Origin of the sequence: Burkholderia stabilis (assembly GCF_001742165.1) — a bacterium.
Taxonomy (GTDB): Bacteria; Pseudomonadota; Gammaproteobacteria; order Burkholderiales; family Burkholderiaceae; genus Burkholderia; species Burkholderia stabilis.
The window spans coordinates 3614131-3638953 of record NZ_CP016442.1; the positions used below are offsets into that span (position 1 = coordinate 3614131).

Below are 24823 nucleotides of genomic sequence, written 5' to 3' on the forward strand. Positions count from 1 at the left end.
CCGCGTGCGCCATCCGCGGCGTTACTGCAGGTTGCCCCAGCGGTCGACCGCCGGTTCGGCCGATGCCCACTTCCAGTGCGTGCCTTGCTGGCACGCATTCGCGAAATACCAGTCGGCCTTGTCGCCGTCCTTCACCGAGAACGCGAATTCCTTGCACAGCGCGAGCGCCGACGAATACGCGCGCGTGACGCGCACTTCGCCTTCGCCGTTTTCCAGCGGCAGCGTGTTCTTCACCTTCCACGGCTTCACTTCGCCGACGGCCAGGCTGCCGGCCGTCTTCGCGATCGCGTCCTGCTGGTTCTGATGGAGCTGCTTCATCGTGCGGTTGACGGCCTCGTCGGTCGCGGCCTGCACGGCAATCCCGACGCCGACGCCGACTGCCGGGTTCGCGGTGACGAGGCCCGTCGCCGCGCCGGCCAGTGCGCCGCTCGCCGCGCCGACCGACCCGCAGCCCGACAGTGCGGCCGTCGCCGCGCAGAGCGCGCCGATCGCCGCGATACGGATCGCGACGCTCATTGCAGCGCGCCCCAGCGTTCGGTTGCCGGTTCGGCCGACGCCCATTTCCACGCGGGGCCGTCGCGGCAGATCGTGGCCACGTAAAACGCCGATTGCGCGGCCTTGTCGGCCTTCGCAGGCGTGTCGACCGCGAACACGATTTCCTTGCAGTCGAGCGGACCGATGCTGATCATCCGGCTGACCGTCACGCGGCCCTGCTCGTCGTCCTCGATCGGGGACGAGTGGTGCGTCGACCATGGCGCGACGCCGCCCACGTCGAGCGGGCCGGCCGCCTTCGCGATCTGCTCCTGCGTGTAGCGGTGCGCGACGCGCTGCGTGTACTGGACGCCCGCGCGCGCGCCGGCGACGGCGCCGAGGCCGATGCCCGTCGCGACGGCCGCGTTGTTGGTGACCTTGGAAGCGATCGCGGCACCCGCGATACCGGCGCCGGCTGTCGCGCCTTCGCTGTACAGCGAGTTGCAGCCGGACAGCAGTGCGGCCGTGGCAATCGCGGCCAGCACGACGCGCGCCGGCATGGCCCGGCGCGGCGATTCAAAACGAATGTTCATCCCTGAATGCAAGTCCTGTCTGGGTGAGCGGTGACGCATGCGCGCCCCATGTCGCGTCATTGTTTCGCAATTGTCATAGGAAAAATGCAAAGCTTTGACAAATCGCCAAACGGCATGCCGCGCGTGCGCGCGGCGCAATTGTCGAACAGATGATTGACGAAGGGTCGAAACGTTACAAATTGAAGGTAATTGTTACCTTGGCATGCGAGGAACCGACCTAGACTGTTTTGTTATGGAATGTTTCTCCGACGGCTTCGAGCCGCGCCGCATATGAGACACCCAGCCATGCGTCGTTCGAAACGGTTTTCGCCCCGGCCGCCCGATGCTCAGGCCGATCGTTCGCGTCCGCCGACCGACGCGCCGCCGGCACCGCCCGCCGGCGCGCCCGGCGAGACGCCGTCCGACGGCGATCACAACCAGGGCGGCGCCCGCCCGGAAGGGCTCGACTATCAACGCGACCTCGGTCAGGAGCAGGACGCTTGATCTCGTCGTCGTTGCATTCCATCGCCGTATTTCATTGCATTTCTCGGATCTGAATCGCCGCGCGGCCGCCTTCGGGCCGCCGCGCCCGTCGTGGCGCGCGCCGCGCGCCAGCCAATCGAATCGAGGAGGGGAAGCCGCATGAGCAGATTGATCGTGGTATCGAACCGTGTCGCTGCCGGCGAGGACACGCGCCCGAGCGCGGGCGGCCTCGCCGTCGGCGTGATGGACGCGCTGAAGGAAACCGGCGGCGTCTGGTTCGGCTGGAACGGCGAGATCGTCGGTGCGCCGGACGCCGAGCCCGCGATCCAACGGGACGGCAACGTCACCTATGCGACGGTCGGGCTGACCCGGCGCGACTACGACCAGTACTACCGCGGTTTCTCGAATGCGACGCTGTGGCCGGTGTTTCATTACCGCGGCGATCTCGCGCGCTTCGACCGGCAGGAGTACGCGGGTTATCTGCGCGTGAACGCGATGCTCGCGAAGCAGCTCGCCGCGCTGCTGCGGCCCGACGACCTGATCTGGGTGCACGACTACCACCTGCTGCCGTTTGCGCATTTCCTGCGCGAGCTCGGCGTGAAGAACCCGATCGGCTTCTTCCTGCACATCCCGTTTCCGTCGCCCGACATGCTGCGCCTCGTGCCGCCGCACGAGGAGCTCGTGAAGTTCATGTGCGCATACGACGTTGCTGGTTTCCAGACCGATGCCGACAAGCAGGCGTTCACCGACTACATCGAGCGGCGCGGAATCGGCGCGGCGAGCGACGACGGGATGCTGCATGCGCACGGCCGTGTCGTGAAGGTCGCCGCCTATCCGATCGACGTGCATCCCGACGCGATCGCGCAGGTGGCCGTCCAGTACGGTTCGCGCAAGCCGGTGAAGATGCTGCGCGAGGCGCTCGACGGCCGCAAGCTCGTGATGAGCGTCGATCGCCTCGATTACTCGAAGGGCCTCGTCGAGCGCTTCCAGTCGTTCGAGCGGATGCTCACGAATGCGCCGGGGTGGCAGGGGCGCGTGTCGCTCGTGCAGATCGCGCCGCCGACGCGTGCCGACGTGAAGACCTACCAGGACATTCGCGAAACGCTCGAAGGCGAGGCCGGCCGCATCAACGGCCGCTTTTCGCAGCTCGACTGGACGCCGATCCAGTACCTGAACCGCAAATACGAGCGCAACCTGCTGATGGCGTTCTTCCGGATGTCGCAGGTCGGCTACGTGACGCCGCTGCGTGACGGGATGAATCTCGTCGCGAAGGAGTACGTCGCGTCGCAGGATCCGGCCGATCCGGGCGTGCTCGTGCTGTCGGAGTTCGCGGGTGCGGCGGCCGAGCTGACCGGCGCGCTCCTCGTCAATCCGTATGACCTGTCGCAGATGGCCGAGGCGCTCGAGCGGGCGCTGTCGATGCCGCTCGCGGAGCGGCAGGCGCGTCACGAGGAGAACCTCGCGCGGCTGCGCGAGAACGACCTGTCGGTCTGGCGCGATACGTTCGTCGCCGACTTGCGCAGCGTCGCGGCGGCCGCGTCGGTGACGCGGCGTGCGGGCCGGCGGATTGCGCATGTGTGAGTTTGCGCAGCGAGCGGGTGCCGGGGCCGGGGAGGACGCGACCGACGATGCAACCGGCCGTTTCTTCATCGTGACGGGCGGCCCGGGCTCGGGCAAGAGCACGTTGCTCGATGCGCTCGAGCGCGCCGGTTTCGCGCGTTCCCAGGAGGCCGGGCGCGGCGTGATTCGCGACCAGATGGCCGTCGACGGCCACGCGCTGCCGTGGCGGGACCCGGCCGCGTTCGCCGAATTGATGCTGAGCTGGGAGATGCGTTCGTACCATCTCGCGCAGCACGCGCGCGGCCCCGTGTTCTTCGACCGCGGCGTGCCGGACGTGGTTGGCTACCTGCGCTTGACGGGGCTGGCGGTGCCCGCGCACGCGGAAGCCGCGGCGCGTCGTTTCCGTTACCACCGGCGCGTCTTCATCGCGCCGCCGTGGCCCGACATCTACGCGCAGGACACCGAGCGCCGGCAGGATTTCGCGGAAGCCGTGCGCACTTACGACGCGATGGTCGAGTGCTACACGGCGTATGGCTACCGGCTGATCGAGTTGCCGCGCGTGAGCGTGAAGGCGCGCGTGCGTTTCGTGCTGGACGCGCTCGACGCGGCCTGATGCGCGTGCGCCGGCGTCACGTTGCTGTGTCGGGCTGCGGCGACGCGATGCGCAGCATGCTCACGACCGCGGCTATCGCCGCGAATGCCGTGGCGACATAGAGTGCGATCGTCGGCCCGTGATCGGGCGCGAGCCCGAAAATCAGTGCGACGAGCGCCGCGCCGAGTGTCTGGCCCGTCAGTCGCGCGGTGCTCAGCATGCCGCCGGCGCCGCCGCTGCGCTCACGCGGCGCGGACGACAGCATCGCGCGGTTGTTCGGCGACTGGAACAGCCCGAAGCCCGCGCCGCACAGCGCCATGCGCCACACGATGTCGACGGTGCCTGGGTGCGCACCGATCGTCGCGAGCGACAGCAGCCCGGCCGCGAACAGCGCGAGCCCGATTCCGCCGAGGATGCCGGCCGAATAGCGGTCCGACAGCACGCCCGCGAGCGGCGCGGCGAACACGATCACGAGCGGCCACGGCGTCATGTAGAGGCCCGTCTCGACCTGCGAGAAGCCCAACGAGTTCTGCAGCCAGAACGGCAGCGCGACGAACGCGAGCATCTGCGACGTGAACGACGCCATCGACGTATAGATCGACAGCGCGAACATCGGGATGCGCATCAGGTCGACGGGCAGCAGCGGCGCCGGCTGTGACAACTGGCGTTTCACGAAGAAGTAGCCGACGACGAATGCGACGATCAGCTCGGCCGCGACATACGCGTGGCCTTCGCCATGACCGAGCCCGTCGACGGCCATGATCAGCAGGCCGAACACGCACGCGTTCATCAGCGCGCTCGGGACATCGTATGGCGCGTCGTGCAGCGGGTTGGCCGGCAGCGCGCGCACGCTGCCGAGTACCGCGGCGATGCCGATCGGCACGTTGACCGCGAACAGCCACGGCCACGACGCGAACGAGAGAATCGCCGATGCGACCGTCGGCCCGATCGCCGACGACAACGCCACCACCATTGCGTTGATCGACAGCCCGCGCCCGAGCATCGACGACGGGTAGATCATCCGCACGAGCGCCGCGTTGACGCTCATGATGCCGGCCGCGCCGAACCCCTGGATCACGCGCATCACGGCCAGCATCGGCAGCGAACCGGCAAGCGCGCAGCCGAGCGACGCGGCGGTGAACAGCGCGAGCCCGCCGATGTAGATGCGGCGATAGCCGATCCGTTCGCCGAGCGACGCGAGCGGCAGCAGCGTGATCGTGACCGCGAGCTGGTACGCGTTGACGATCCAGATCGACGCGGCGTCGGACGCGTGGAGGTCGCGCGCGATGGTCGGTAGCGCGACGTTTGCGATGGCGCCGTCGAGCACGGCGAGCGTGATGCCCAGTGCGACGCAGACGATCGCCCAGTAGCGTTGCGGTAGCGGCAGGCCGGTATCGGCGTTCATGACGGGAGCGAGAGCGTGGTTGTCCGCGCGCCCGGTTGCCGGTTGCGTGCGCAACCATGCTCGCAGGTGGAGGCGGCGATGGACGGCCCGGCCGGTGCGGCTGCGCCGGATCGGGGCCGATCGAGTGTATCACCGGGCCGCATGGCGCGATGCGGGCGCGCGCGGCTGCCGGCCGGCGCGAGCATTCAGCCCTCGAAATCGAGGCCGCCGAGCCGCACGAGCGGGGCGGCCTGCGTGCGCGACGCGAGATCGATGTCGCGCGCGCTCTGCCATGCGCCCAGCTTCCTCGGCAGCGCGGCCAGGTAGTGCTCGAAGCGCTGCGGGCCGTCCGGCTCCATCAGCCGCTCGATTTCGTCGGTGTCCCAGGTCAGTTCGAGGTTCAGCGGATGCACGAAGCCGCTCACGTGCTCGTGCGCCGCGCTGCGGATCTGTACGCGCGTCGGTTGCCCGTGCCCGCCGTACGGGACGACGTCGGCTTGCACGTGATCGGCGAAGAAGGCGGCGATCGCCTGCGCGATGCGCGGCGCGAATTCGGTATCGAAACGGCGGGCGGTTTCGGGCTGCATGAAGGCGTCTCCTGTGTGCCGAAAATCGTAGCACGGCGGTGACGCGTTTCGGTATGCGTGACACGCGTAATGGCGCGTTACCACTTGCTGCATCTATTACGGCCGCGTGCAGCCACAATCCATCGCATCCAGTACCACTTCGCGTGGGAGTCCATCATGAAAAAGATTGCCGCAGTGTGTGTCCTCGCCGGTTCGCTCGCCGTGGCGGGCCCGGCGTCCGCGCATGGCCGCGACGGCGGCGCCGTCATCGGCGCATTGATCGGCGGCGCGGTGCTGGGCGCGATCGTGACGTCCGCGTTGAATCCGCCCGTCGCGTATCAGGCGCCCGTGTACCAGGCGCCGGCCTATCAGCCGCCGACGTACTACCAGGCGCCTGCGTACCAGCAGCCTGCGTATCCGACCTATCAGCAGGCGCAGTATCAGGACGACGGCCCGAACTATTGCTACGACCGCTACCAGCGCGCGTATGTGTGCGGCGCGCCCGTGTCGCGCGGCTACGCGCAACCGGCAGGCTGGTAAGGCGGGCGGGCGACGCGCGAACGGGGGCGGCGCCGGTTCGTCGGCGTCACCTGAAAATCGCTTCGCCGGACCGGACGACAAAAGGCCCTCGCTTCATGCGAGGGCCTTGGTTTTTTGCGCCGCCGTTCGTTCGGTTGCATGACACCCGGGCCGTCGGCGGGCCGGGCGTGGATACAAACGGTTGCAATTGCACGTCAGTGGCGATGGCCGCCATCGCCATGACCGCGCCCGCCGCCGCCGCCGTCGTTCCAGTCGCCGCGGCGTCCGCCGCCGCGCCCCCAGCCGTTGCCCCGGTTGCCGCGATCGCCGTCCCAGCGATGGTAGTCGCGCCGGCCGCGATCCCAGTCGCGTCCGCCGCCACCGCCCCAGATGTTGACCGTGCCGTACACGGGAGACGGGCTGTACGCGTAGCCGGGATCGGAATAGTAGGGCTGCCCGTAGCCGTATCCGGCGTCCGGAGCGACGACGCAGCCGGCCAGCAGGGTCGCGACGCCGGCCGCAGCAATGAGCTTCAGCATGATGTTCTCCATGAGTTCCCCTATAAGTACCGTGCAAGGGGATTGCCGGCTGTTTGCAATTGTGTCGTGAAATTACAGCGCCGTAAGGTCTTGCGACGAAAGTGTTAGCATCCGGGGCTCATTTGTTTTTCAGGAGCACATCGATGAAATTCGCGATCCGGGCCGTGCTGGCCGCCTTCTGCGTGACGACTGCCGCCGCCGCGTGCGCGGCCGGGCCGGCGTCCGCGCCCGTCGTGCCGGCCGAGTCGATCAAGATGTTTCCGCAGGCAGCGGCCGGCCAGCAGCGCGTCGTGATCGCGTTGCCCGCGCTCGAGGACGAGGGCGATGCGCGCGTCGAGCTGATGATCGGCAAGACGCTGCAGACCGACTGCAACCAGCAGTGGTTCGGCGGCGAGCTGACCGCCGAGGACGTGAAGGGCTGGGGCTATACGTACTACCGGCTGGCCGACGTGAAGGGGCCGGCGTCGACGCTGATGGCGTGCCCGGGCCAGGCGCCGCAGCAACGCTTCGTGCAGGTGCGCGGCGACGGCCAGCTACTGCGTTACAACAGCCGCCTGCCGCTCGTCGTCTACGTGCCGGACGGCTTCGAGGTGCGCTATCGCGTGTGGCATGCGTCGAAGGACGTGCAGCACGCAGCGAAGCAATAACGAGCCGGCGCGGTTGCGCGCAGTGGCGTCCTGCCGCTACGCGCCGCTTGCGCCGACCAGCGCTGGCCACGCGGCGAGCGCGGCTTGCGCGATAGACTCCAGGTCGCGCCGGTTCGCGCCGTCGCGCGCCTGGATCGACATGCCCTGCTGAACCGTCACGTAGTACCGCGCGATTGCGTCGAGGTTCGCATGCACGGTGATCTCGCCGGTTGCGACACCTTCCCTGAGGCGCTCCCGCAGCGCATCGACCGTGCGCTCGCGCATCGCGATCAGCGTTTGCCGGACCGTATCGGAACGCTCGGCCGGGTGCAGCGCCGACAACACGATCAGGCAGCCGGCCGGCTTCGAGCGCCGCGTGAACACGCGCGCGGTGTCCATCAGGTAGTTCCGCACGGCGTCGTGCGCGCTGCCGGCGTGCTCGACACCGTTCCAGATTTCCCGTCCCTCCGTCGCGCTGTAGTGCTCGAGCGCCTGCCGGAACAACGTTTCCTTGCTGCCGAACGCCGCATACAAGCTGGGCGACGCGATGCCCATCGCGGCCGTCAGGTCCGCCATCGACGCACCCTCGTAGCCGAGGCGCCAGAACACCTCCATCGCGCGATCCAGCGCCGCTTCCTTGTCGAAGCTTCTCGGTCGGCCTCGTTCAGCCATTGCGTCCGTTCCTTCGGTTATTTCTGTGTCGATCGATAAAATAATTCAATTGACAGCGCCGCGCAACTTGCCACATTCTGTGTCGACTGTTACATAAATGGAGAAAGGAACGGATATGAACCGACTTCAGGGCAAACGTGCACTCGTCACGGGCGGCAGCCGCGGTATCGGTGCGGCCATCGCGAAACGGCTGGCGGCCGATGGCGCGGACGTCGCGATCACTTACGAAAAATCCGCGGAGCGGGCGCAGGCCGTCGTCGCCGGCATCGAGGCGCTGGGCGGCCGGGCCGTCGCGATCCAGGCGGACAGCGCCGATCCGGTCGCCGTGCGCGATGCGGTCGATCGTGCCGCCGAGACGCTCGGCGGGCTCGACATCCTGGTCAACAACGCGGGGATCTTCCGGGCAGGGACGCTGGACACGATGACGCTCGACGATATCGACGCGACGCTGAACGTGAACGTGCGCGCGGTGATCGTCGCGTCGCAGGCGGCGGCCCGGCATCTCGGGGAGGGCGGGCGCATCGTGTCGACCGGCAGTTGTCTCGCGACGCGCGTGCCCGATGCGGGGATGAGCCTCTATGCGGCGAGCAAGGCCGCGCTGATCGGCTGGACGCAGGGGCTCGCGCGCGATCTCGGCTCGCGCGGCATCACGGTCAATATCGTGCATCCGGGCTCGACCGATACCGACATGAATCCGGCCGACGGGGAGCATGCGAGCGCGCAGCGTTCGCGGATGGCGATTCCGCAGTACGGCAAGGCCGATGACGTCGCGGCGCTCGTTGCATTCGTGGTTGGGCCGGAAGGGCGGTCGATCAACGGGACCGGGTTGACGATCGATGGCGGCGCGAATGCGTGAGTGCGGGTGTCCGGTGATGTGGTCCGCGTGGCGATGTCATGCAGATGATGACGCGGCCTTCGGTGCAGCGGGAAGCCGTTGAAGAGAAGCGACCGCGACGCGGCAAGCAGGGTGTCGTCGTGGTCGTTCTCGCCTTCGGTTACCGGCAGCCGAGCTGCCGCTGCGCGGCTTCGAGATCGGCGCGTTTGTCGTAGGCGCGCAGTTCGTTGCGCGGTTGCCCGTCCGGGCCGATGCCGCGCACGACTTTCTGGCCGCGGTCGGGTGTGTGAATCGTGGCGTCGATGCCGGCAGTCAGTTCCTTGCAGCGGTCGTCGGGTGAAGCGCTCTCCGGTCGAGGTTTCGCCGCGCCCGTGACGTTCGCGATGCCGGGGCTCACGAATCGCTGTAGGGCGGTGGCTGACGTGATGTCTGGTTCGGTGGCATTTGCGTCAAGGGCAATGGCCGATAGCGAGACCAGTGCCGCGATCGTTCGAATCATTTCTGGAATCCGCGAGCGTGTGAAGCTTCGGGATTCTACGCAATGTTCACATCCGGGCCGATTCGATCGCATGCTGCATGTGGGGCGTCGGCCGAATCGACGCGGGGAGAGCGGGTTTCGGCAATCGAAGTGCCGGTGCACTGGCAGCGTTTTTTCGTGTGTTGCGTCGGCGTGGGGGGGCGTCCATCCGGGGCATCCAGACCCATGCAGCGCACGCGTCGATGACACCGTGATGGAGATTTCGCACTGGTTTCGCGTCACGTCCAGTGCCTGCATGGAGTGCGAAATAATCTGTCGCAGGAATTCATTTACAAACGGTTTGACGCTACTTACGATGACGCCAATTCGGACTCTGACAAATTGGCATGCGTACGATCGATCGAACCATGATGACTGCGCTTTGCCTGTGTGTCGCCGCGTGCGGCGGAGGGGATGGCGGTGCGTCGTCTGCCGCGCAAACCGTTGTAATTACGCCTGGATCGGCAAGCAATTCGGGTAACGCGACATCCGGTACCTCGTCTTCGACGACCAATCCTGCCAGTCCGACGCCCGGCGCATCTTCTTCATCTCCGGGGGCAGGTAATTCTGCATCGACGACTGGTACTGTCGGCGCGACGCCCGGCACACCTTCTTCATCTTCGAGCGCAGGGAATTCCGCATCGACGCCCGGCACTGCCGGCGCGTCGGTTGCGCCGATGAATCCGGCAAAGCCTGCCCTCGTCGCCGACGTGACGGTCTATCCGGCCACCGACGGCAGCGATCAGGCCGACGCGCTGCAGAAGGCATTCGACAGCCTGAAAGCGGGCCAGCGTCTGGTCATCTCGCCTGGCCGCTATGTCGTCGGGCATACGCTCACGGTGAATATGCGCGGGGCGGTGATTTCCGGCTACGGCGCGACGCTGGTCGCGACGAATCCCGCCGACCAGACGATCGTGATGAGCGGTGCCGGTTCGACGCTCGTGGGCGTGACGCTGGTCGGCACGGGCACGACGCGGCTGACGACACCCGGGTCGACCAAGGTGGAGGTGACGGGCACGGACGTCCAGGTGCTCGGCGTGACGATCCAGGGCGGCGCTGGCGCGGGGATTTTCGTGTTCGGCGGTAGCGATGTCGCGATCGTGGGCAACACCGTGAGCGCGACGCTGGCCGACGGCATCCATGCGACCTACGGTTCGACCAACGTGCTCGTGCAGCAGAACACGGTGACGGGCACCGGCGACGACCTGATCGCCGTCGTCAGCTACCTGGCCGACGGCCACATCAGCGGCAACGTGCTGATCGACCACAACTCGGTGTCGGGCAACTACTGGGGGCGCGGCATTTCCGTGGTCGGCGGACAGGCCGTGACGATTTCGAACAACACGGTCGACGGCGTGCAGAAGGCGGCGGGCATCCTCGTCGCGCAGGAGGACCCCGCGAACACGTACGGTGCGACGAACGTCGTCATCAGCGGCAACGTCGTGACCAACATCCAGAATTCGAATGTGAACAACGGACTGCAGCCGACGCAGCAGGGCGCGATCGAACTGGATACGTGGTCGGGGACGGTCTCGTATGTCGCGGTCACGGGCAACCGTGTATCGGGGTCGGGCTATGCGGGCTTTCGTGCGTACCGGAACGTGTGTCAGTTCGATGTGACCGGCAACACGTTCTCGTCGATTGCCGGGACGCCGGTGTCGTTGCTGACGAGCGGTTGCGCGGCGAGCCAGATCGTCGTCAATACGAATGCGCTGGCGGATGGCGTCGCGTTGGCGTTGCCAGCAGGGGCGTCGGCGGCGGGGACGTTTACCGTGACCGGTGCAAACGCGAGCTTGATGCCGCAGGTCAGGACGGGGCTGATGCAGTGAAGGGGCTGTTTGGTGATGGCTTGCTTGCGAGGCCGCATGATGCGAGCGCGCAAAGTAGAAAGCCCGCTTGCTTTCGCAGAGCGGGCTTCGATGTTGGTTGCGGGGGTAGGATTTGAACCTACGACCTTCGGGTTATGAGCCCGACGAGCTGCCAGACTGCTCCACCCCGCGGCGCGAAGTGTACTTGCACTGGTGTGGAGAGTCAATCGATCGTTGATTCGCGTTGAACGGAGCAGGCGGTTCATCGGAGTCGATGGGGCGATTGTAGGCGTGTGTCGAGTGTTTCCGTTCAGCGATCGCTTCGACACCAGGCGCTTCTTCTTGCTGTCGGCGCGGTACATGAGAAGCTGGCGTTCGTGTTCCGCGTGCGTAATTGAGAACTCGGGAACAGGAGGGGCGATCGTTTTGGAGCTTTGCGGCGCTCCGGAAACAACCAGTCAGGCGTGACGCAGTTTTTGCGGGGGAGGGGATGAAACCATGGAGGCTCTTTGGTCCCCCCGACAGGAATCGAACCTGTATCTAGCGCTTAGGAGGCGCTTGTTCTATCCATTGAACTACGGGGAGCGGATAGTTTGAGCGGGATGGACTGAACCTTTGTGAATCAGGCTCTTATCCTTGTCCCGTGTGCCTTTCCGGGATTTCCGTCTTTCCACGTATGACGCGAAATGACGGGTTGTGAAGCATAGTTTAACGCCCCGCCTGCTACAATTCTGCTACAAATCGACCCTGTAGCAGCGTATGTGGATGACGCATTGCTACAGTCCACAAACGGGGTGTTTCATGGCTTCGATCCTCAAGATCGGCGACCGCTGGCGTGCTCAAGTCCGCCGGCGGGGACAGAGTATAGCAAAGACGTTTCGAACTAAGGGCGCGGCCGAAGCATGGGCGCGAGAAATCGAGGGCGGTATCGACAAGGGGCAGGCCGCCGTCGATGAACAGACGATCACGGTCGGCGAGTTGGTGCGCTTGTATCGAAACGCTCGCAACGATTCCGGCCGGCCGGTCGCCGAGAAGTCGAACGAAGACTACATGCTCAAGCGGCTGCAAAGTCACTTTGATGATGAGGTGGCGGCGAAGCTATCGACCAAGCGCCTGGTCAAGTTTGCCCAGGAGCGAAAGAAAGAGGGTGCGGGGCAGTACACGATCGACATGGACATATCCAAGCTCGGGACGGTGTACAAACACATGGCCTCGCTGCTCGACCTGCGGTTGCCGCACGCTCCGAGCATTGCGCGGCCGACCCTTGATCACCTGCAGCTCATCGGGCCGGGGAAGCATCGCGATCGGCGGCCGACGCGTGAAGAGATCGTGAAGATCTTCGAGTGGTTTGCCGAGCATCCGGAGCGCGAACAGGCGGTGCCGGATGTTATCCGCGTTGCGATGAAAAGCGCATTCCGGCGTGGCGAGCTATTTCGGTTGACGTGGTCGGATCTCGACGTTGAGCGCCGGCTCGCGCTCGTCCGCGATCGCAAACATCCGCGACAGAAGAAGGGCAACGACGAGTGGGTGCCGTTGATCGGCGACTCGCTCGAAGTGCTGCTGCGTCAGGCGCGATATCCGGTGCCGCCTGCATACGAGGCGAAGCGGAAGGCGGACCCGAAGATCGAGCCGCATCCGAACGAGTACATCTTTCGGTTCGACAAGAGCACCGCGAGCAAGTACTTCAAGCTGGCCTGCGTCGACAAAGGCATCGTCGACCTTCGGCTGCACGATCTGCGGCACGAAGCGACGAGTGCGCTCTTCGAGGGCGGGTGGGATATTCCGGAGGTCGCGGCCGTGACAGGCCACAAGGATTGGCGCAACCTGAAGCGCTACACGAATCTGCGGCCGGATCAGGTTGCTAAGAAGGGGCAGCTGAAGCTCGCGAACGGCGGGTGACCCAATGGTCCGGCTTACGCGTCGACTTCGGCTTCGGACAATTGTGGAGACCCTTCGTATACCGGAATAGGAATTACGAGGTTCGAAATCGCGAGCTCTTGAGCGGTTCGGCTCGACTTGACGTTGTAATCAAGGTAAATCGGCTGGACCGTGTTGTTCGCATAAAGCTCTCGAATACGGGGGTGGTCATCGTAGCTTAGCAGCCACGGATAGCCTTGGTTTTGAAGAAACGCAGCGAGCTCCGCGTGATTTGCATCATCATAGTGATGACGATAGAGCTTACGCCCTTGTTGATAGTAAGGCGGGTCAACGTAGACGAACGTGAAGCCCGTGGTAAGCTGCTCGGCATTGGCCTGCATGAACGATATCGCGTCACCCCAATTGACATTCACGAGGTCGGAGAACGCAGCCGCTGCTCGAATTTGCCGAATTATCTTTTCTTTATTGAAGCGACAGTCGATCTTGTAGTCTGAAGCCTGCTTTTCACCGCCAATTGGTCCCGCACCGATGATGCCAGAAAAGTTGGTTCGGTTAAAGAACAGTCCGGCAGTTCCAAGTTGCAGCAGTGTGTAGCGGCCATCGTTCGGGTCAGTAACGTCCCGGATAGGCTGCAATTGGAGCCATGTTTCCATCGACACTGGGCACGCATCGATGGCGGCACAGAGAGCATCAGTTTGGTTGAAGACGCACCACCAAAATGCAAAGACCAAAGGGTCTTTCTCGATAAGGACGGCTTCACTCACGAACCCAAGTCGAAGCAGCTCCAGCGAAACTGATGCTCCGCCGGCAAATGGTTCGTAAAATGTGCATCCGTTAAGGTAGTTCTCCTCGATTACGCCACTAATGTAAGCGGCCAGCCGTGCTTTCCCACCGGGGTAGCGTAGTGGACTCATTGGCTCGTGCCGAGGGAGGGGGCTATTCCTTTTAGCCATCGTCAGTTGCCTTCCAAGATATATTTGATCGTGCCGCGCAGATGGTTTGCATATGTCTCTAAAGCATTGACATCAATGCCTTGATATTTGATATGCGTCATCGCGTCGAGGTAACTTTTTGCCTGCTGTGTGTGATGGCTCCCGAGAACTTTGCAGATGTTGTTCTCGGTGAAGACGCCGTTATTAAAATTCTTCGCAAAATTAATGAGATCGCCGAGCCCGGGATCCCAACCGGGCTTCGGGGCTTGTTTAATGAGTTCGCCCCACTTTTTTACTTGTTTGATCTTGAACACCAGCGCGCACTCAAACAGCGCGCGCATCATCAGCGACGCAGCGATGGGCAGCTTCGCGTGATCAATCCTCTTGATCTCTTGAGTGAGCTTTATAAGATTGTCATCGAGAACGTGGCATTCCAGGTTCTCAAAGAACACGGATGCTTTCGGTGTCTTCGGTCTCGCCGCTCCGGCCGCCGGTGTAGGAGAAGGCGCAACTGGCGGGGTCGGCTGTGCATTCGGCCTGTTCGCTGTCGGCGGAGCCGCAGGCGTGTCGGCCGGAGCAGCAGCTCCTTTCGGTGCGGCCGGAACGTCCATTGCCGCCTTGCCAGCCGGCGTTTTCAGGAATCGTTCGAAGTAGGCGAGAGGTTGCGTGCGCGTGTCGTAACGTGGACGTCCCCGGACAGGGTCGGGGAGCAAGAAGTCGCGCGCAATCGCGATCATCTGTTCACGAAAGACCTCTGGCGGCAGTTGGCTCACGGGGTTTTGGTCAGCATCGAAAGAGAGGCGCAAGATGCGCAGGGTATCTTTGAGCGTGAAGAAGCGCGTGTACGGGTTTGTTACGAGCTTTTCGTTCTCGAGAACTGCCAGCTCATCGGCCGTCCATACATCTAGGTTAAGCGCGTACTGGAGTAGGCGATAGGGCTTCACCAGCTTTCGGATTGCACTTGGCGTCGTTCCGAGCGCGGTTGCGACGTCTTCGATAGACGCGCGTTCGAGCATGCGTACCGCACGGCGCATCTTTGCGACGGGAGACCACGGCTTTGCACCTTGCTCCGTATGGCGCTTTTGCAGGATCGGATCGGCGGCTTCGCGGGTCGGGGCGACATCAACGCTAATGGACCGCAAAGCAGCTTTGAGCGCAGCACTAGCAACGGGGAAGCGGTCGGCATACTCCGCAGGAACCCATGAAGGGCGAAGAAGCATTTGGCAAGCAGCGATCCGACGGTTGCCTTCAAGCACAATGTGCTTGCCGTCCTGTTCTACAGTGATGACGCGCTCTCCGGGAAAGAGCCCGCCGTTCTTTGCAATCCCGCGAGCCAATTCTAGAACGCCCTCAAGCTTCAGGAGCTTGAGGCGGATCTCCGCTTGGTCTGCGTCGCTGTTCAGCTCGATGCGTGGATTTTGAAGGTCAAGTTGGATCGTTCTTGGATCGATCTCTGCTGTGGTCCAGTGGGATTTTGCCGCCATGTTTGCCCCGGAAACGTGGTTTTTAGTCGTGACGGTATATATCATATCTCGTTGGCGCGCCATAGCCGCCCGAACAACGTTAGCCTGCGCGCTGTCGCGCTCGTTCCGACATGGTGTCGAGGTAGTCCGCGATAGCGTCGTACGGCGCAAAGCGCGCGCCTCCTTCTTTGTATGTAGCTATCGGAAATGTCTCGGCACTGATCTGATTGCGAATGGTTCCCTCCGACATCAGCAGGAGCCGCGCGAGCTGCGCCAACGTCATGCGGGGGCCGTACTTCTCAAGGATGTAAGCGCGGGTCAGCAGGCTCACAGCGCCCTCCCGTTCATCTGGTTATGTGCGGGAAAAAGTCGCGCTTCGGCGCGCATGTTGATTAGGTGGTTGATGGCTTCAGCCAGCGCCTCGTCTGGGGTGTGCGACGGGATCGCCGGCGACAGCAACTCGAAAAGCGCGCTGCCGACGTTCGCGAGACCTGCGATCGTCCGCTGATCATTCGGCTCGAAGGCTAGGTCAGCATCGTAGACGGCGTGGAAGTGGTCGATTGCCCGTGTCGCATGAAGGTATCGCTCTGCCTGCTCCATCAGTTCGGTGCAGTCGACGTGAGCGGCACGCAGGCGCTTCACGGACGCAACCACGATCTCGCGAGCTTTGGCGACGTGTGCGGCATAGAGAGCTTGATCAGTCATGTTGAGTTCCCGGTGTGATGGAATTGGGGAGCGCGCGTGCGAGCTGCATGAGGCCGGTTTCGAGCGTGATGCCGGCGGTTGCGGCCCAGGTGCGCGCGTCCGGCGCGGCTTTGTGGCGAGCGAACGATCCGATCTCATCGGCCATCAGGTCCAGCAGCTCGACGTCGGCCGCGTGCGAGATCTCGGTGATCAACCCGCGGATCTCGATGCGAAGGGAATCGAGGCGCGTGAGCCTGCCTTGGCGGGTGTCCGCCAAGGCTTTGTTCCTCTGGATTGTTTTTCGCCGCGTAAGCGGCGCATCGTCGTTCTGGATCGATGTTGCGGGCGTTCGCCCGCTGCTGTTCGACTGCATCGAAGTACCGTCGACGCTCGCCAGTGCGAGCGCAGGGCGTTTCTTCGCGTGTTCCCGCTTTCGCGGCAGCGGACGTGGGGTAGAAAGGGCCGGGCGCGAGATCATTTCGCTACCTCCTGCGCCATATCCGGCGTCCAGTCGGGATCGGGAGACTGCAGAATGTCATCGAGCCATTGCAGGACGATCGGAAGGTCTTTCTGGCGCTTGATGTTCTCGTGGCCGAGAACTTTTTTAAGCCATCGAGCACCTTCCTGTGCCGCTTGCATTCGCGTCGCGTAGGTCGTGGTGCCTGCGCCGAACTTCAGTGGCGTCGATGCGAAGCTGTCCCCGAAGTTGTACATAGCCGCGCAAATCCACTGATCTGCTTTCGGTTGGGCTACGTAGATCTCCGCGATCGGCTTTTTCGTCCGCTTGCTGTTGGGCGAGCGAAGGGTATCTGCCGCGACGCAGCGACCGTCTTGATCCGGTGCCGTCACGGGGTAGATCCGTGCTTTTTGCGGAGTATCGAGGAGATCGGTGAGCGGCGAGAGTGCCGTATGGACGGCTCGAATCGTTCCGGGCGAAAGCTTGCCAAAAACCGGGTCGTGCAGGACCGCTTGTAACGCCTGCAAAAGTTGCTTTGCAGTGGCATCGCTGATCTTCGTTGCTTTTGCTGCGGCCTGCTTAGCAGGCTTTGTGTCACAGGCCAGATGCTTCTTCGTGACCTTGCTTTTGCCGACTTCCTTCGCTTTCGCAAGGCCCGACGCGATCCGTTCGAGCGCCTTGTCGCCGCCGTGCAGGCGGATCTGCTCGATGGCCAATGTGCCGGTGCATTGGCCATTCCGTACGAGCTGATGCAGTTCGGCTGGTGCCCGTTCGAGTAGACCGACGTCGCGGATCGTTTGATCGGTGACGTTCAAGCGCTTGCAGATGGCGGCAAGCGTCATGCCATGAATGTCGCGCAGCTCGGCGACGGCAGCGGCCAGATCAAGCGGCGACGACTGCTTGCCGTTGTTGCTGAGATAGCCGTCGATCACCATTTCGGCGCGGTTGACTGTCTTGGCGTCACGGACGACGACCGGGATCTTGCCGATGTCCTTGCCTGCTTCGATCGCCTTGCCGGCCGCAAGGTAGCGGTGCTGCCCCTTGTATACAAACAGCAGATCCTTGCCTGCGACCTTCCGCGCGTAGCAATGAAGCGGCGAACCCTTGTCGTATCCGTTCTCGATGATGAGGGCAGTAAGGTGCGTCACCCATTCGGGATCAACGGGGCGGATGTTGTCGGACGGGTCGTAATGAAGTTGGCCGTACGGGACCATCCACAGGTCCGCTGACGTTGCGCCCGCAGCGGCCGCTGCTGCCTTCGCGCTCCCGGTCGGGATCGGCGCGGTCAGGTCGAGCTGTTGCGTGCGGTCGTCCATTACGCAACCTCCGGTGCTGCGGTGGCACGCGGCTTGCCGGCGTTCTTCGCTTTATCGATCGCGTTCGATGCCGCTATGCCCGCCGCACGCTTTGCGTCTCGCAGGCGCTTGATCGCATCGGCGCAGTCGCCTTCGCTCGGGATCGAGATCTGTTTGTGGGCGATTTCGGTGCCGTCAAGGATCAGGTACTCGGTATGCACGCTATCGGCCATGGGGCGACGACCGACGATGTACTTGCCGACGAGGATCGGGGTCGACGGACGGCGTGCGTTCCGGTCGTAACGCGTGATGGTGCGAATTGAGAGGGTGTCGCGACGCTCGATGTCGACGAGGGGGAAGGTTGGGGATTTGATTCGCGGCATGGTGGTCTCCATGACGCCGGGGCCATACGCCCCGGCAGGTCGGGGCGGCTTAAACGCTGACGTGATAAGCGGTTGTCGGAGCGACTACCGGATCGTCCTGGAACACGTTCACGACGACAAACAGCAGGACGGCGACGACCGTCCAGCGGAAGATCTTCGATTTTTCAAAGTTGCTTTGGCGTGCCGGCTCGGACGGGGTAATGCGGGGTGTTTGCTCGTCGCGGAGCCATTCTTGACGGTCGTAGAACTGGCAATCGATCAGGCAGCTCGCTTGACAGTGATGAGCGGCGGGTTGCGAGGCGTGCAGTTCAGGAAGTTCGCGATTCATCAGTTCCTCACGATAGGTTGTGACGTGAGGATGATAGATTTTCTATCCAGTGATACGCAAGAAAAACTATCCTTCGTGGGTAGAAAATCTATCTATTGAGATCGAGCAGGCAATAGTCAGGGGTGGGTGCGCAAAAAAAATCCCGCCGAAGCGGGACTGCGGGGGAGCGGGTTATCGCCGGCGATATCGACGGTGTTCAACCATCACGCCAATAATCCGAACGGGTTCGTGTTCGCTATTTATCGTTGGATAGTCGGAATTCAGGGGGACCAGCTCAAACACTTCCGCGCCAGTCGTACTCACGCCACGAAGCCTGTACTTCTTGAATGTGGCTTCTTCTTTGCCGTTCTTTGCGACGACATAGTCGCCCGGCCTAGGTGCAATGGCTGGCTCAACGATGATTCTATCGCCGGGCATAAACTCCGGTGCCATCGATTCCCCCTCTACCTCAAGGGCGAACGCATGGTCCGATAGCTCTAGATCGGTTAGCAGGTACTCGAACGCACCACCAGGTGGAAACGGAGTGATTGCCTCGCTCATCAGGCCGGCTTGCACGCTGCTGATCAGCGGTATGCGACGCGTGCCGACATTCGCCGGGACAACGTTCCCAATGGGCGTACCCGCAACGCCGGGGATGGGGATTGCATGCTTGGTAATACGTGCGATCTCAAGAATCTGGCCGAAGCTTGGCTCGTGACGGCCGTTCTCCCACGCTGACACGTTGCCGCGCGTCTTCCCCAATCGCTCCGCGAGTTCATCTTGCTTGAGGCTGGCAGCTTCGCGGCTCGCCTTTATCCATTCACCGATGTCCATACGCTCAATGGTAAGAAAATCTTGCGCACGCATGGCTATATTTTCTATCTTTTGAATGTTAGAATTTCTATCATTGTGCTGATGATGGAAGCTCATGGACAACATCGTTGAACACCCCTTGGATCGGGCCGCCAAAGCGGCCGGGCTGACTATGCAGTCGCTTGCAGATCACCTTGGCGTGACTCGCGCGGCGGTCCAGCAATGGAAGCAGGCGGGCCGGCGGGTGCCGGCTGAACACTGCCCTCCAATTGAGCAGCTTTGCCACGGTGCCGTGCGATGTGAGGAGCTGAACAGTCGGGTCGATTGGGCCTTCGTCCGCCAATCGGGGCCATCGCCAAGCGCAACGCATGTCTGCAACAGCTAACGGTGCGGTTTCGATCGCACATCTCGAATCCTAGTGACGTTTCGTGCGTCGCGACAGGATGAAACGCTCCGATCTCAAACGTTATGACCTGCCGATACGACAGTACCGAATGGCTGGACGTCCTCTATACGTCCGTTCGCAACACGCCCGGCGGCGTCGCCGACGCGGCGAACCACCTCACAATTCGGCGCGGTAAGAACATCACACCGGAATCGCTTCGCCTTCGCCTGCGTGGTGTTGGCGACAGTCGCTTGTCGATGGAAATGTTCGAGCTGCTGATCGAGTGGATGCAGGAAAAGGCAGACGGCGAGGCGTACGCGCTCGACGCGCTTCATGCGTTGAATTCGCGATTCGGTTTGGTGGCTGAGCACGTCGACGATCACGCCGCTGACGACGTCAGCGAACCCGGCACGCTGCGTCTTGTATCGACGGCGCTGCACCTGCAGGCGCATGTCGGTCTTGTGGCTGACGACGTGACACGCGCGCTGGCGGATCAGCGGATCGACGATCACGACGCGGAGAAGATCATCGCGACTGGCCGCAAGGGCCAGCGTCTGTTCCAGCGCTTGATCCATGCTGCCCGCAACCTCGCTGCACGTCGCCGTCGTCGTCATGGAACGGTTTAAGCCCGGAATGGGTTGTTGCCGGCCCGACCGCGAGCACATCGGCCTTTGCTGCTCGCCTGAGCAGCAATCGGCGTGCGCTGTCACGACGCTCGCATCCCGATTCGAGTATGCCCCCGCCGAAACGGGGCGCTTGCTGTCCGAATTGATCGCCACGTTCCCCGATCGCCTCGCTCCGATTCTTGCGGAAGCGAACGCAGCCGGGCGCGTGCGCCTGTTCATCGAGCGAGCTGCGCGCGCATGCGCCGCGCTCGCGACCAAGGCGGAACGTCACGCGTTCCGCGACCAGCTTACCGATCGTCTCTGCGCGCTGGACCTTGCCGCGTTCGACGATCTCATGTCGGCGGAATGGCGTCGACTGCGCGGCAAATAACGGGAGACACATGTGAACGTGAACGGGATCAGTAGCGCGTTGCGACGCAGCACATCGCAGTACAGCCGCTCGCCGAGCGGGCGGCAGTGCTATGCGGCGGGGCGTGCCGTATGGCGAAGTTTTTCTCACAAGGTCGAACGCGACCGCCGTCTCATCGAGCTGGAGACCGCTCGGCGTGCGAGTTAGCACGGAACCATTCAACGAATTGTGATCTGGCCGCGACATGCGGCCAAAGTAACTTTGATCGAGGGAATTTTTGTATGGCGACACTGGACCAGATCATTCAGCAATTGCGCGCTGCGGGTCATCCCGACCTGCCTGCCGGCCATCCGGTCGCGGACGGTAAGCATCATCGGTATGGGCCGCGCAAGAAATACTGGTATCAGCTTCGCGAGATCATCAGCAAGGGTGCCGTCATTGGCTATGGCGGCACGTTCGGTCATTTCTCCGGCGACGATCCGGGCACAGAGCGATTCGAGTGGAGCGGTGCACCGCTGAGTGACGAAGTGCTCGCGGAGACGCGTCGCCGGCAGGAGGCCGCCGAGCGCGAGCAGGCCGAGCGTGATGCGCGTCAGGCGAAGCTCGCCGCGAACCGCGCGCGCGATCAGTGGGGGCGTGCGGCAGAGCATGGCGAGTCCGCCTATCTTGAACGCAAGCGCATCACGGCCGAAGGCGTACGTTTCGACGCGGACGGCACAATGTTCGTGCCGATGTATCAGTACGGCGACGATACTCGGCTCGTCGGCCTGCAGAAGATCACCCCGGACGGTGCGAAGCGCTTCAACAAGGGCATGGAAAAGAAGGGTGCGTCGTATCTGCTCGGCGACGTCGGTGCAGACGACCAGATCGTGCTGGTCGCCGAAGGGTACGCGACCGCACGATCGATCCGCATGGCGGTCGACGAGGCGTTCGCCGTCAGAGTCTGCTTCGATGCGGGCGGGATTCTTCCCGCCGTTCGGTATTTGCGTGCAGCGTATCCGGACGTGCACGTGCTTGTCTGCGCCGACGATGACTGGAAGATCGAGCAGCGCATGCGCGACTGGCTCGCCGACGAGTTCGCGTTCCGGGGGGAACTGGTGTTTGGTGCCGACCCGGTGCGGATCGAGGCGAAGAACACGTGGTACATGGTCGCCGTGTCACGCCGTCGTGACGACAATGGCGTGCCGTATGTCGAGGTGAGCTACGGAAACGACGTGATGCCGTTGCGCCGTAAGCGCTTCGAGAACACGGGCCTGAAGCGCGCGTACGAGGCGGCAGCGACGGTCGACGACGTCAGCGTCGTCTATCCGGCATTCGCCAAGCGCGGCGAGCGCAAGCTGACCGACTTCAACGACCTGCACGTCGAAGAGGGCGTCGAGGCAGTCGAAGCGCAAGTGCAGGCGGCAATCCTGCGCGTCATCGCGCCAGCGAACGAAGAGATCCGGCCGGCGACGATTGCGGTGGCGACCGCGGACGATACGCCGACGAAATCCGCCGCGACGTCCGCTGCCGCAAAACAGCCGGAATGGGATGGCCGCGAGGCAGAGAACGGCGCGCACACATGGGAGCAGGATCTCGCGCGTTCGGACAAGGGCACGCTGCTGCCGACGCTCGGCAACGTGCACATGATCTTGGCGAATCACAAAGCGTGGCAGGGCGTCATCGAGCAGGACGACTTCGGTGGCCGCGTGATGAAGCGCAAGGCACCGCCGTTCCGGCAAGGCGTGAAGGGCGAGTGGACCGACATGGACGATCAGCGCTGCGCGCTTTGGTTGTCGCAGCGCTACGGCCTCTCGGTGCGCACCGATATCGTGATGAACGCGGTTCTGTTGGTGGCGGACGAGAAGCACTTCCATGACGTGCGCGAATACCTCGAAGGGCTGACATGGGACGGCGTGCCGCGTGTGCGCACGATGCCGTCGACATACCTGCGCGTTGCCGACAGCGAGTATGTGCAGCTCGCGTTCATGAAGTGGATGATCGCCGCCGTCGCGCGCGTGATGGAGCCGGGCTGCAAGGTCGACAACGTCCTGATCCTCGAAGGCAAGCAGGGGCATCGCAAATCGACGGCGCTGAAGGTGCTGGCCGGCGCTCCGTGGTTCACCGATACGCCGATCCAGATCGGCAACAAGGACACGTACGCGGTGCTGGCCGGGAAGTGGGTGATCGAGCTTGCTGAGCTGGACTCGTTGAACAAGGCCGACTCCTCGGCGGTGAAGAGCTTCTTCGCGACGGCCGTCGACCGGTTCCGCAACTTCTACGGCAAGCGGGCGACGGACGTCCCGCGTCAGTGCGTGTTCGCTGGCTCGGTCAACTTCGACACGTACCTGAAAGACGAATCGGGCAACCGGCGTTACTGGCCGCTGCGTGTCGGCGGGCTGGTCGACATCGACGGCATTGTGGCCGTTCGTGATCAGCTCTGGGCGGAAGCCGTGCACCTGTATCGCTCGGGCGTCGTGTGGCACGTCGAAGAGCATGAGCGCCCGCTGTTCGAGATCGAGCAGGCGGAGCGCTACGAAGGCGACGTGTACGAGGACAAGATCGCCAAAGCCCTGGAATTCGTCTCGCGCACGACGATGGAAGAAATCCTCGCGGACATCCTGAAGCTCGATACGTCGAAATGGACGCTGGCCGAGCAGCGCCGCATCGGCAAGGCGTTGAAGTCGCTCGGCTGGGTGCGCAAGCGCGAGTCGACCGGATCGCGCGGTTGGTACTACGTGAAGGAAGAGCAAGAGCCGGAAGCGGAGCGCGAACTGGTCGCAGCGGGTGATGACGACAGTCCGTTGTGATCGCGTGGCGCGCCGTGCCTTCACGGCAAGCGCGCCACTGGCCCCGTCTTGGCGCGCTGCGGACGTCCCATGTCCCAATGTCCCAAGGCGCGGTCTCGGGCGCGGGTGCGGGGGCGCGACATGCGCGACGTGAGCGGCGCATGTCGCGCATGTCGCAGGCGCGCACCCCTGCAAGCCTTTTCCCTTGGGACATTGAGACATTAGGACGAGTAGGAGAGAGTGATGATCGATTTGAAAGAGCGGGTGGGCGTTGCGATGAGCGTTCGTGGTCAGTTCACCGACCCGATTGCCGATCCTAAAGTTACTTTGGGCGCGCTCGCCTTTGCGAACGATCTCGGGAGCTTGCTGGCTCGAATCAAGGCCGGGCCGCTGCCGACGCCTGCGATGGTTCGACGTGCAACCTTGCTGTTGGCGCAGATGATCCGGACGTCGGGCCGATTCAAGCGTGCGCGGTTCACGGGCCTGTCGCGCGACGAGCGTCGCGATCAACGTGCGGGGCATGCAGTAGAGCGTTCGAAGGCCGACATCATCGAGCGGTTCGCGCTGCGGTTGCTGGACGAGTGGGTGAACGACCAGTGTGCCGAGTGTGAAGGGCGAGGCGTCGTGCGTCGCGCGCGTGCCGTCACGACGTCAACGCACGCGTGCGATGTGTGCGGAGGCAGCGGGAAGGTGTGTGTGTCAGAGGAGCGTATCCCGTTTTTCGAGGGGCGCAATGGGCCGCTGGTCTTTCGGGAATACGAACCGTGCGACGACTGCGGCGGGATGGGGCGGATCGCGGCGTCGCCGGCTTCGGATTCGAAGGGCCGGCATATATGCCCCTGCTGTTCCGGTTCCGGCAAGCGGCAGGTCGACGACGCTGGCCGGGCGCATGCGCTCGGCGTATCGCTCGACGAGTATCGGAAGAACTGGTCGTGGCGCTTTCACGACATGCTTGCACTGCTGGATACGGTCGATGGATCGGTGTACGACACATTGCGTCGACAATTGCGAGGATGAAACGTATTCCATTTCAAGAGCGGATCGCTTAAAATCTGCACATCCTTTACCGCGTCACTGGATAAATGAGCGACCGCATACTCGTGTCGCAACCTTCGCCCGACAGGCGTACTGAATCGCGGGAGCGCCGCGACCAACAACGATAACTGTCTGTCGGGATCTGTTGGGAGGGCGTTCGCCCTTACGAAATGAATATCGAAGCCCTGAGTGCGAAAGCTCTCAGGGCTTTGGCTTTTCTTGCTCTTGGGTTGCCGTTGGCATTCCCGCTTGAGATAGCTGTTATATTGTCTTGGCGATGAATTGGTTACGCTGACGGGGACGA

29 protein-coding genes and 2 tRNA genes are annotated in these 24823 nt (G+C 63.3%); 13 read left to right on the top strand and 18 right to left on the bottom strand.

Annotated features, from left to right (window positions below; translation table 11 throughout):
- Window positions 1-21: 21 nt before the first annotated feature.
- Both BBJ41_RS16805 and BBJ41_RS16810 read right to left on the bottom strand, forming a co-directional pair.
- Complete coding sequence (locus tag BBJ41_RS16805; protein ID WP_069747341.1) at window positions 22-516, bottom strand: hypothetical protein; 495 nt, start codon at window positions 514-516, stop codon at window positions 22-24.
- Window positions 513-1103 (bottom strand): hypothetical protein, encoded by a 591-nt coding sequence (locus BBJ41_RS16810; RefSeq protein ID WP_197680889.1) that lies wholly within the window; start codon window positions 1101-1103, stop codon window positions 513-515. The genes BBJ41_RS16805 and BBJ41_RS16810 overlap by 4 nt, the downstream gene beginning before the upstream one ends.
- Before the next feature lie 246 nt (window positions 1104-1349).
- Here BBJ41_RS16810 and BBJ41_RS16815 point away from each other — a divergent pair, with 246 nt between their 5' ends.
- The 3 genes from BBJ41_RS16815 to BBJ41_RS16825 all read left to right on the top strand — a co-directional run bounded on the left by BBJ41_RS16815 (window position 1350) and on the right by BBJ41_RS16825 (window position 3699).
- Window positions 1350-1547 carry a hypothetical protein gene (locus BBJ41_RS16815; protein ID WP_069747343.1) on the top strand — a complete coding sequence of 66 codons (198 nt, stop codon included), beginning with the start codon at window positions 1350-1352 and terminating at the stop codon, window positions 1545-1547.
- Window positions 1548-1685: 138 nt separating this feature from the next.
- On the top strand, window positions 1686-3107 hold the full coding sequence (otsA, locus tag BBJ41_RS16820; protein ID WP_069747344.1) for an alpha,alpha-trehalose-phosphate synthase (UDP-forming): 1422 nt from the start codon (window positions 1686-1688) through the stop codon (window positions 3105-3107).
- Window positions 3100-3699, top strand: a complete 600-nt coding sequence (locus tag BBJ41_RS16825) for an AAA family ATPase (RefSeq protein ID WP_069747345.1) — start codon at window positions 3100-3102, stop codon at window positions 3697-3699. Before otsA ends, BBJ41_RS16825 begins: the two co-directional genes overlap by 8 nt.
- A 16-nt stretch (window positions 3700-3715) precedes the next feature.
- Here the strand turns inward: BBJ41_RS16825 and BBJ41_RS16830 are convergent, their stop codons facing one another.
- Together BBJ41_RS16830 and BBJ41_RS16835 are read right to left on the bottom strand one after the other, a co-directional pair.
- Complete coding sequence (locus tag BBJ41_RS16830; protein WP_069747346.1) at window positions 3716-5083, bottom strand: MFS transporter; 1368 nt, start codon at window positions 5081-5083, stop codon at window positions 3716-3718.
- Window positions 5084-5268: 185 nt separating this feature from the next.
- Entirely contained in the window at window positions 5269-5649 is a 381-nt protein-coding gene (locus tag BBJ41_RS16835; RefSeq protein ID WP_069747347.1) for a DUF5594 family protein, read from the bottom strand.
- Between the two features lie 117 nt (window positions 5650-5766).
- Between BBJ41_RS16835 and BBJ41_RS16840 the strand changes: the two genes are divergently transcribed.
- Window positions 5767-6168: a hypothetical protein gene (locus BBJ41_RS16840; protein WP_083281913.1), complete on the top strand. Its 402-nt coding sequence runs from the start codon at window positions 5767-5769 to the stop codon at window positions 6166-6168.
- 194 nt (window positions 6169-6362) lie between these two features.
- On the opposite strand, the gene BBJ41_RS16845 is transcribed toward BBJ41_RS16840, so the two are convergent.
- A complete protein-coding gene (locus tag BBJ41_RS16845) occupies window positions 6363-6686 on the bottom strand; it encodes a hypothetical protein (protein ID WP_069747745.1) in 324 nt (107 codons plus the stop codon).
- 143 nt (window positions 6687-6829) lie between these two features.
- Here BBJ41_RS16845 and eco point away from each other — a divergent pair, with 143 nt between their 5' ends.
- The gene (gene eco, locus BBJ41_RS16850; protein WP_069747349.1) at window positions 6830-7333 is read left to right on the top strand and encodes a serine protease inhibitor ecotin; all 504 of its coding nucleotides are present in this window, start codon (window positions 6830-6832) and stop codon (window positions 7331-7333) included.
- 36 nt (window positions 7334-7369) lie between these two features.
- On the opposite strand, the gene BBJ41_RS16855 is transcribed toward eco, so the two are convergent.
- Window positions 7370-7984, bottom strand: a complete 615-nt coding sequence (locus tag BBJ41_RS16855) for a TetR/AcrR family transcriptional regulator (RefSeq protein WP_069747350.1) — start codon at window positions 7982-7984, stop codon at window positions 7370-7372.
- A 115-nt stretch (window positions 7985-8099) separates the two neighbouring features.
- Between BBJ41_RS16855 and BBJ41_RS16860 the strand changes: the two genes are divergently transcribed.
- A complete protein-coding gene (locus tag BBJ41_RS16860) occupies window positions 8100-8840 on the top strand; it encodes an SDR family NAD(P)-dependent oxidoreductase (RefSeq protein ID WP_069747351.1) in 741 nt (246 codons plus the stop codon).
- A gap of 139 nt (window positions 8841-8979) precedes the next feature.
- Here BBJ41_RS16860 and BBJ41_RS16865 read toward each other — a convergent pair whose 3' ends face one another.
- Window positions 8980-9318 carry a hypothetical protein gene (locus tag BBJ41_RS16865; RefSeq protein ID WP_069747352.1) on the bottom strand — a complete coding sequence of 113 codons (339 nt, stop codon included), beginning with the start codon at window positions 9316-9318 and terminating at the stop codon, window positions 8980-8982.
- 695 nt (window positions 9319-10013) lie between these two features.
- Between BBJ41_RS16865 and BBJ41_RS16875 the strand changes: the two genes are divergently transcribed.
- A complete protein-coding gene (locus BBJ41_RS16875) occupies window positions 10014-11165 on the top strand; it encodes a right-handed parallel beta-helix repeat-containing protein (protein WP_083281886.1) in 1152 nt (383 codons plus the stop codon).
- A 94-nt stretch (window positions 11166-11259) separates the two neighbouring features.
- Here BBJ41_RS16875 and BBJ41_RS16880 read toward each other — a convergent pair.
- Both BBJ41_RS16880 and BBJ41_RS16885 read right to left on the bottom strand, forming a co-directional pair.
- A tRNA-Met gene (locus tag BBJ41_RS16880) sits at window positions 11260-11336 on the bottom strand.
- Window positions 11337-11654: 318 nt separating this feature from the next.
- Window positions 11655-11729, bottom strand: a tRNA-Arg gene (locus BBJ41_RS16885).
- Between the two features lie 174 nt (window positions 11730-11903).
- On the opposite strand from BBJ41_RS16885, the gene BBJ41_RS16890 reads away from it, so the two are divergent.
- On the top strand, window positions 11904-13043 hold the full coding sequence (locus BBJ41_RS16890) for a site-specific integrase (protein WP_175972571.1): 1140 nt from the start codon (window positions 11904-11906) through the stop codon (window positions 13041-13043).
- A gap of 14 nt (window positions 13044-13057) precedes the next feature.
- On the opposite strand, the gene BBJ41_RS16895 is transcribed toward BBJ41_RS16890, so the two are convergent.
- The 9 genes from BBJ41_RS16895 to BBJ41_RS16935 form a co-directional block, all read right to left on the bottom strand.
- The gene (locus tag BBJ41_RS16895; RefSeq protein WP_080982087.1) at window positions 13058-13975 is read right to left on the bottom strand and encodes a DNA adenine methylase; all 918 of its coding nucleotides are present in this window, start codon (window positions 13973-13975) and stop codon (window positions 13058-13060) included.
- 2 nt (window positions 13976-13977) lie between these two features.
- Window positions 13978-15438, bottom strand: coding sequence for a ParB/Srx family N-terminal domain-containing protein (locus BBJ41_RS16900; protein ID WP_156814798.1), 1461 nt, complete (start codon window positions 15436-15438; stop codon window positions 13978-13980).
- 79 nt (window positions 15439-15517) lie between these two features.
- The gene (locus tag BBJ41_RS16905) at window positions 15518-15748 is read right to left on the bottom strand and encodes a hypothetical protein (protein WP_049036481.1); all 231 of its coding nucleotides are present in this window, start codon (window positions 15746-15748) and stop codon (window positions 15518-15520) included.
- The gene (locus tag BBJ41_RS16910) at window positions 15745-16122 is read right to left on the bottom strand and encodes a hypothetical protein (protein ID WP_049036479.1); all 378 of its coding nucleotides are present in this window, start codon (window positions 16120-16122) and stop codon (window positions 15745-15747) included. The genes BBJ41_RS16905 and BBJ41_RS16910 overlap by 4 nt, the downstream gene beginning before the upstream one ends.
- Window positions 16115-16579, bottom strand: coding sequence for a hypothetical protein (locus tag BBJ41_RS16915; RefSeq protein ID WP_236872035.1), 465 nt, complete (start codon window positions 16577-16579; stop codon window positions 16115-16117). Before BBJ41_RS16915 ends, BBJ41_RS16910 begins: the two co-directional genes overlap by 8 nt.
- Window positions 16576-17874: a ParB/RepB/Spo0J family partition protein gene (locus tag BBJ41_RS16920; RefSeq protein WP_069747355.1), complete on the bottom strand. Its 1299-nt coding sequence runs from the start codon at window positions 17872-17874 to the stop codon at window positions 16576-16578. Before BBJ41_RS16920 ends, BBJ41_RS16915 begins: the two co-directional genes overlap by 4 nt.
- A complete protein-coding gene (locus tag BBJ41_RS16925; RefSeq protein WP_069747356.1) occupies window positions 17874-18236 on the bottom strand; it encodes a beta-hexosaminidase in 363 nt (120 codons plus the stop codon). Before BBJ41_RS16925 ends, BBJ41_RS16920 begins: the two co-directional genes overlap by 1 nt.
- Window positions 18237-18285: 49 nt before the next feature.
- Window positions 18286-18564: a hypothetical protein gene (locus tag BBJ41_RS39185; protein ID WP_236872036.1), complete on the bottom strand. Its 279-nt coding sequence runs from the start codon at window positions 18562-18564 to the stop codon at window positions 18286-18288.
- Between the two features lie 171 nt (window positions 18565-18735).
- A complete protein-coding gene (locus BBJ41_RS16935; protein ID WP_236872037.1) occupies window positions 18736-19473 on the bottom strand; it encodes a LexA family protein in 738 nt (245 codons plus the stop codon).
- Window positions 19474-19528: 55 nt separating this feature from the next.
- Here BBJ41_RS16935 and BBJ41_RS39190 point away from each other — a divergent pair, with 55 nt between their 5' ends.
- From BBJ41_RS39190 to BBJ41_RS16955, 5 genes are all read left to right on the top strand, one after another.
- Entirely contained in the window at window positions 19529-19741 is a 213-nt protein-coding gene (locus BBJ41_RS39190; RefSeq protein WP_230951207.1) for a YdaS family helix-turn-helix protein, read from the top strand.
- An 83-nt stretch (window positions 19742-19824) separates the two neighbouring features.
- Window positions 19825-20367, top strand: coding sequence for a phage regulatory CII family protein (locus BBJ41_RS16940; protein WP_049098129.1), 543 nt, complete (start codon window positions 19825-19827; stop codon window positions 20365-20367).
- Window positions 20354-20737, top strand: coding sequence for a hypothetical protein (locus BBJ41_RS16945; RefSeq protein ID WP_049098132.1), 384 nt, complete (start codon window positions 20354-20356; stop codon window positions 20735-20737). The genes BBJ41_RS16940 and BBJ41_RS16945 overlap by 14 nt, the downstream gene beginning before the upstream one ends.
- Before the next feature lie 260 nt (window positions 20738-20997).
- Window positions 20998-23505, top strand: a complete 2508-nt coding sequence (locus BBJ41_RS16950; RefSeq protein ID WP_069747358.1) for a virulence-associated E family protein — start codon at window positions 20998-21000, stop codon at window positions 23503-23505.
- 222 nt (window positions 23506-23727) lie between these two features.
- Window positions 23728-24501 carry a DnaJ-like cysteine-rich domain-containing protein gene (locus tag BBJ41_RS16955; RefSeq protein ID WP_069747359.1) on the top strand — a complete coding sequence of 258 codons (774 nt, stop codon included), beginning with the start codon at window positions 23728-23730 and terminating at the stop codon, window positions 24499-24501.
- Window positions 24502-24823 lie beyond the last annotated feature (322 nt).

Excerpts from the sequence above, each read along its gene's own strand:
- BBJ41_RS16900 (WP_156814798.1), bottom strand. The coding sequence starts at position 15,438 with ATGGCGGCAAAATCCCACTGGACCACAGCAGAGATCGATCCAAGAACG.
- eco (WP_069747349.1), top strand. The coding sequence starts at position 6,830 with ATGAAATTCGCGATCCGGGCCGTGCTGGCCGCCTTCTGCGTGACGACT.
- BBJ41_RS16915 (WP_236872035.1), bottom strand. The coding sequence starts at position 16,579 with ATGATCTCGCGCCCGGCCCTTTCTACCCCACGTCCGCTGCCGCGAAAG.
- BBJ41_RS16830 (WP_069747346.1), bottom strand. The coding sequence starts at position 5,083 with ATGAACGCCGATACCGGCCTGCCGCTACCGCAACGCTACTGGGCGATC.
- BBJ41_RS16935 (WP_236872037.1), bottom strand. The coding sequence starts at position 19,473 with ATGAGCTTCCATCATCAGCACAATGATAGAAATTCTAACATTCAAAAG.
- BBJ41_RS16855 (WP_069747350.1), bottom strand. The coding sequence starts at position 7,984 with ATGGCTGAACGAGGCCGACCGAGAAGCTTCGACAAGGAAGCGGCGCTG.
- BBJ41_RS16950 (WP_069747358.1), top strand. The coding sequence starts at position 20,998 with ATGGCGACACTGGACCAGATCATTCAGCAATTGCGCGCTGCGGGTCAT.
- BBJ41_RS16920 (WP_069747355.1), bottom strand. The coding sequence starts at position 17,874 with ATGGACGACCGCACGCAACAGCTCGACCTGACCGCGCCGATCCCGACC.
- BBJ41_RS16845 (WP_069747745.1), bottom strand. The coding sequence starts at position 6,686 with ATGCTGAAGCTCATTGCTGCGGCCGGCGTCGCGACCCTGCTGGCCGGC.
- BBJ41_RS39190 (WP_230951207.1), top strand. The coding sequence starts at position 19,529 with ATGCAGTCGCTTGCAGATCACCTTGGCGTGACTCGCGCGGCGGTCCAG.
- BBJ41_RS16805 (WP_069747341.1), bottom strand. The coding sequence starts at position 516 with ATGAGCGTCGCGATCCGTATCGCGGCGATCGGCGCGCTCTGCGCGGCG.
- BBJ41_RS16825 (WP_069747345.1), top strand. The coding sequence starts at position 3,100 with ATGTGTGAGTTTGCGCAGCGAGCGGGTGCCGGGGCCGGGGAGGACGCG.
- BBJ41_RS16895 (WP_080982087.1), bottom strand. The coding sequence starts at position 13,975 with ATGGCTAAAAGGAATAGCCCCCTCCCTCGGCACGAGCCAATGAGTCCA.
- BBJ41_RS16945 (WP_049098132.1), top strand. The coding sequence starts at position 20,354 with ATGGAACGGTTTAAGCCCGGAATGGGTTGTTGCCGGCCCGACCGCGAG.
- BBJ41_RS16810 (WP_197680889.1), bottom strand. The coding sequence starts at position 1,103 with ATGCGTCACCGCTCACCCAGACAGGACTTGCATTCAGGGATGAACATT.
- BBJ41_RS16815 (WP_069747343.1), top strand. The coding sequence starts at position 1,350 with ATGCGTCGTTCGAAACGGTTTTCGCCCCGGCCGCCCGATGCTCAGGCC.
- BBJ41_RS16910 (WP_049036479.1), bottom strand. The coding sequence starts at position 16,122 with ATGACTGATCAAGCTCTCTATGCCGCACACGTCGCCAAAGCTCGCGAG.
- BBJ41_RS39185 (WP_236872036.1), bottom strand. The coding sequence starts at position 18,564 with ATGAATCGCGAACTTCCTGAACTGCACGCCTCGCAACCCGCCGCTCAT.
- BBJ41_RS16940 (WP_049098129.1), top strand. The coding sequence starts at position 19,825 with ATGACCTGCCGATACGACAGTACCGAATGGCTGGACGTCCTCTATACG.
- BBJ41_RS16955 (WP_069747359.1), top strand. The coding sequence starts at position 23,728 with ATGATCGATTTGAAAGAGCGGGTGGGCGTTGCGATGAGCGTTCGTGGT.
- BBJ41_RS16835 (WP_069747347.1), bottom strand. The coding sequence starts at position 5,649 with ATGCAGCCCGAAACCGCCCGCCGTTTCGATACCGAATTCGCGCCGCGC.
- BBJ41_RS16875 (WP_083281886.1), top strand. The coding sequence starts at position 10,014 with ATGAATCCGGCAAAGCCTGCCCTCGTCGCCGACGTGACGGTCTATCCG.
- BBJ41_RS16925 (WP_069747356.1), bottom strand. The coding sequence starts at position 18,236 with ATGCCGCGAATCAAATCCCCAACCTTCCCCCTCGTCGACATCGAGCGT.
- otsA (WP_069747344.1), top strand. The coding sequence starts at position 1,686 with ATGAGCAGATTGATCGTGGTATCGAACCGTGTCGCTGCCGGCGAGGAC.
- BBJ41_RS16860 (WP_069747351.1), top strand. The coding sequence starts at position 8,100 with ATGAACCGACTTCAGGGCAAACGTGCACTCGTCACGGGCGGCAGCCGC.
- BBJ41_RS16890 (WP_175972571.1), top strand. The coding sequence starts at position 11,904 with ATGTGGATGACGCATTGCTACAGTCCACAAACGGGGTGTTTCATGGCT.
- BBJ41_RS16865 (WP_069747352.1), bottom strand. The coding sequence starts at position 9,318 with ATGATTCGAACGATCGCGGCACTGGTCTCGCTATCGGCCATTGCCCTT.